The following is a 3,140-nucleotide window of genomic DNA, read 5'->3' on the forward strand; positions in this document are numbered from 1 at the left end:
CAGCTATAAGCCGGCCGGTCCCAAAGTGCCGATCCTGTTTGTTAATTTTCTTCTGCAAAGAATAGCGGATCTTACCGGTATCACCCTGGCTGGTAGCTTCCTGGAACATCCGACCTGGAAGCAATTAATTCTTACCAACTGGCGGGCACTCGATGGCGCAACAGCGATAACCGTTAATAAGCACGTACCAGCCTGGACAATCCCTAATTTCCTTCTGGAGCTGCGCAAGATCCCGAACCTTCAGCTCACTTTTGACAGCGTAGAAAAACGCCTGACGTTAGATTTTTGGGAGCAGCAATTAACCAAGCCCGCAGCAAAAGACTGGACAGATAAAGCCGTGGCCGGCCACAAGAAATACCACGAAATCAACCGGCGCCTGCACCTGGCCTATAGCCTGGACGGGGGGGACGGCCTGATGAAAGACCGGCCGGAAGTACTGGAGGACTACATCACCCCGGCAGCAGCTGTTTTGGGTGATGTAGCCAACAGCATGGTGAAGGTGAATTTTCAGCTGACCACCTTCCCGGTGGATGAAATTACGGGCCTGCCGGTGGCCCGTCAGACCGGTGTGACGGAAGAGTTTAACCAGTTGGCGGTTTCAACTCAGCCACGGTTGCTTTTCTGGCATGGAATCGTATCCGGAAAGCCACGGGCGCTCCCGGAGCTGGACGGCCTTAACTTATACCTGTCAGAACCTGATGGCCTGGCGGAAAGATACTGGAGCAATACAGAACAACAGCGTCTTGAAATGTTCTACCTGCAAAAGGATTTTATTCTGACAGAAACAGACCTGGCCCTGTTCGATTTTTCAGAAAAGATACATTATAATGGACTTGATTACCTGGTGGCCAGTATTACAGGTGAGCTGCCAGTTGTTAAGCCGTTTACCTGTTTGTTGGTGAAAGCATAAGTATTGAATTAACTCTGAAGCTGAGATCAATTGGAAGTGATACGGGTTTGATTACCTATCAGCCAGCATTACCTGAGCATTAATGGTAACCAAGACGTTTATTTGTTAGCTTATAAAGGTATAAAATTCATTTATTTTTGAAATTAAATACCAACGCCCCATCGTTAAGTTCGATGGGGCGTTGGTATTTGAATCAGGAAAAAACCTATATCTGTATTCTAAAACAGTTTTGAATATGCTTATTTATTCAATTTGGAAAACGTAATTTTAGACCTTCCATAAACTCTATACTTTTTTTCAGAAGTTCTTAAAGAAAGTGTTCCTGTTACAGTTAAATTAGAATTATTAAGCGATTCAATCTTATGGTTATACAACAAAGCAACACGACCTTTCTCATAGTTTTCTGGAGTAGGACTGTTAAAAATTACTTCTCCTTTATATGGTGGAGATGTCGTCACTAACATTGTATCACCTTCGGTAAGGGAATAAGAAATTGGAGCCAATTCATTTTTTTTACTATACGAAAAATCAATAAATCCGCCTTCATATACCCAACTGGTATCCTGACCTTCTGAACTTGCTGTAGCTTCTACTGAAACAAGTTGCCAGCGTCCTTCCAAAATTTCAGATTGCTCATTTATTTCAGGATCCGTACGGTCACATCCAATAAAAACCAAAATAAATGACAATAGAATTAATAATCGAATCATAGCAATTTAAAAGTTTTTTTGTGAAAATCTAAAATCCGGACCAATTACATAATGGTAAAAATCACCATTTATTACGTTAGGAGGACATGGGAATTGAGGAATAACCATTTTTCCTATAACTTGATCATCCCGTTGAATTGTATACTTAACGGTTGAAGTTGTTGTAGTGTTATCTGCTAACTTGTAACTATTGGAAAAAGTATGTTCTTGAGTTGAAGGTCCGCCATCTGATTCATAAAAGAAATACATTATTGACTGTGATACGACAGTGTTATCCCAGAAAAACAGGGGCATTGGACGATCTATCCATTCTTCACTTTGATCACGATAAATATTTATATCACTGGGTGTAAACAGTAAATTAGCAAATGCAGTAGGTGTAGTAAGATTAGGCGCAAAACATGCCAAACGAACCTCTGCTTTGCCAGCTAACCAACTTTCAAAAGCTGAAACTTTCATGTTTATCTGATGAAGACGTTCCCAATACCCATTTATTCGATATGGCCCCGTACATGCCAAAATCTTTGCCGAAATTGAATTTTTGATTTTATAGATATTTGAGTCATTATTAGAAGGCTCAAGAAACGCTTTTCTAACATTATTATTCTCATCAACTCTTTCATTCCGCCCAATGACTATTACTGGGACTTCTGGTTCATTAATTGCATCAACACTATATTTTTTACCTGTATAGTCAAAGCCAAGAACAGCTTCTGTTTTATTCTCTTTATAATATGTTGGTATATACGTGACAACAGGAGCCTGATTTTGGGTTTCCCATTTGTCAATATTTAAAGGAATTGAAATATTAAGGTCTTTCTTTATTTTTGTCAATTCAGATAACTCACCTTCGGACATCAAATCAGAACCAACCAATATGTTTTGCAATTCTTTCCCTCCAATTGTTGTAGTAAGTTGATTCAGAACTAAAATGTCATAATCCCCATCAAATTGTTTGTTTGCTTCGGATTTGATAAAATCTCGAAAGTTGCCATTAGAAAGAGATCTCGCTAATGAAATAGCAAATTTCTCCATTAACACATCCTCTCTTTCATTAGATACTGAATATTCATTGTCCAGTGATTTGTGATTGCGCGAATCAGATAATTCTACAACCCTTGAATCAACAGGAACAACTATAGCTGAAGTGCTATTTGGTTGATTAAAACTCTCTTCTTTGCAAGAGATGTTTACAAAACTTACAATAAAAAATAGGAGAGATACTTTTGAAAATTTCTTCATGTCTGTGTAGTTTAAATTGAGAATATATGGAATATTTAAAATTATTTTTGCCCAAATTATAGAAGAAAACATAAAATATCAAAATAAAACTACATTAATTAATATTAAAATTGTTATATGGTATTGTATGATGTCTTTGGCCATCCGATAATAAATCTATTTTGTTATCTTCTATATCAATGATTAGTACGTGTGGATAATATTTACACCCTGCCAAACCTACTGGCAGGGTGTTTTGTTTACCTTGCTGCATAGTCAAAAATCGCTATGCTTCAGCC

3 protein-coding genes are annotated in these 3,140 nt (G+C 38.2%); 1 reads left to right on the forward strand and 2 read right to left on the reverse strand.

Features of this window, described 5'->3' with window-relative positions; genetic code table 11:
• Nucleotides 1-910, forward strand: a 910-nt coding sequence (locus tag ABWO41_RS17090) for a hypothetical protein (protein WP_353140627.1), incomplete at its 5' end; no start/stop codon positions are given.
• A gap of 239 nt (nucleotides 911-1,149) precedes the next feature.
• Here ABWO41_RS17090 and ABWO41_RS17095 read toward each other — a convergent pair.
• Entirely contained in the window at nucleotides 1,150-1,620 is a 471-nt protein-coding gene (locus tag ABWO41_RS17095) for a hypothetical protein (protein WP_353140629.1), read from the reverse strand.
• Between the two features lie 6 nt (nucleotides 1,621-1,626).
• A complete protein-coding gene (locus ABWO41_RS17100) occupies nucleotides 1,627-2,862 on the reverse strand; it encodes a DUF3103 family protein (RefSeq protein ID WP_353140632.1) in 1,236 nt (411 codons plus the stop codon).
• Between the last annotated feature and the right edge of the window lie 278 nt (nucleotides 2,863-3,140).

The sequence above is a fragment of the Pseudopedobacter sp. genome (assembly GCF_040392825.1).
Taxonomy (GTDB): Bacteria; Bacteroidota; Bacteroidia; order Sphingobacteriales; family Sphingobacteriaceae; genus Pseudopedobacter.

Bases quoted from the DNA above. Each gene is read 5' to 3' on its own strand.
- ABWO41_RS17095 (WP_353140629.1), bottom strand. From the start codon at position 1,620: ATGATTCGATTATTAATTCTATTGTCATTTATTTTGGTTTTTATTGGA.
- ABWO41_RS17100 (WP_353140632.1), bottom strand. From the start codon at position 2,862: ATGAAGAAATTTTCAAAAGTATCTCTCCTATTTTTTATTGTAAGTTTT.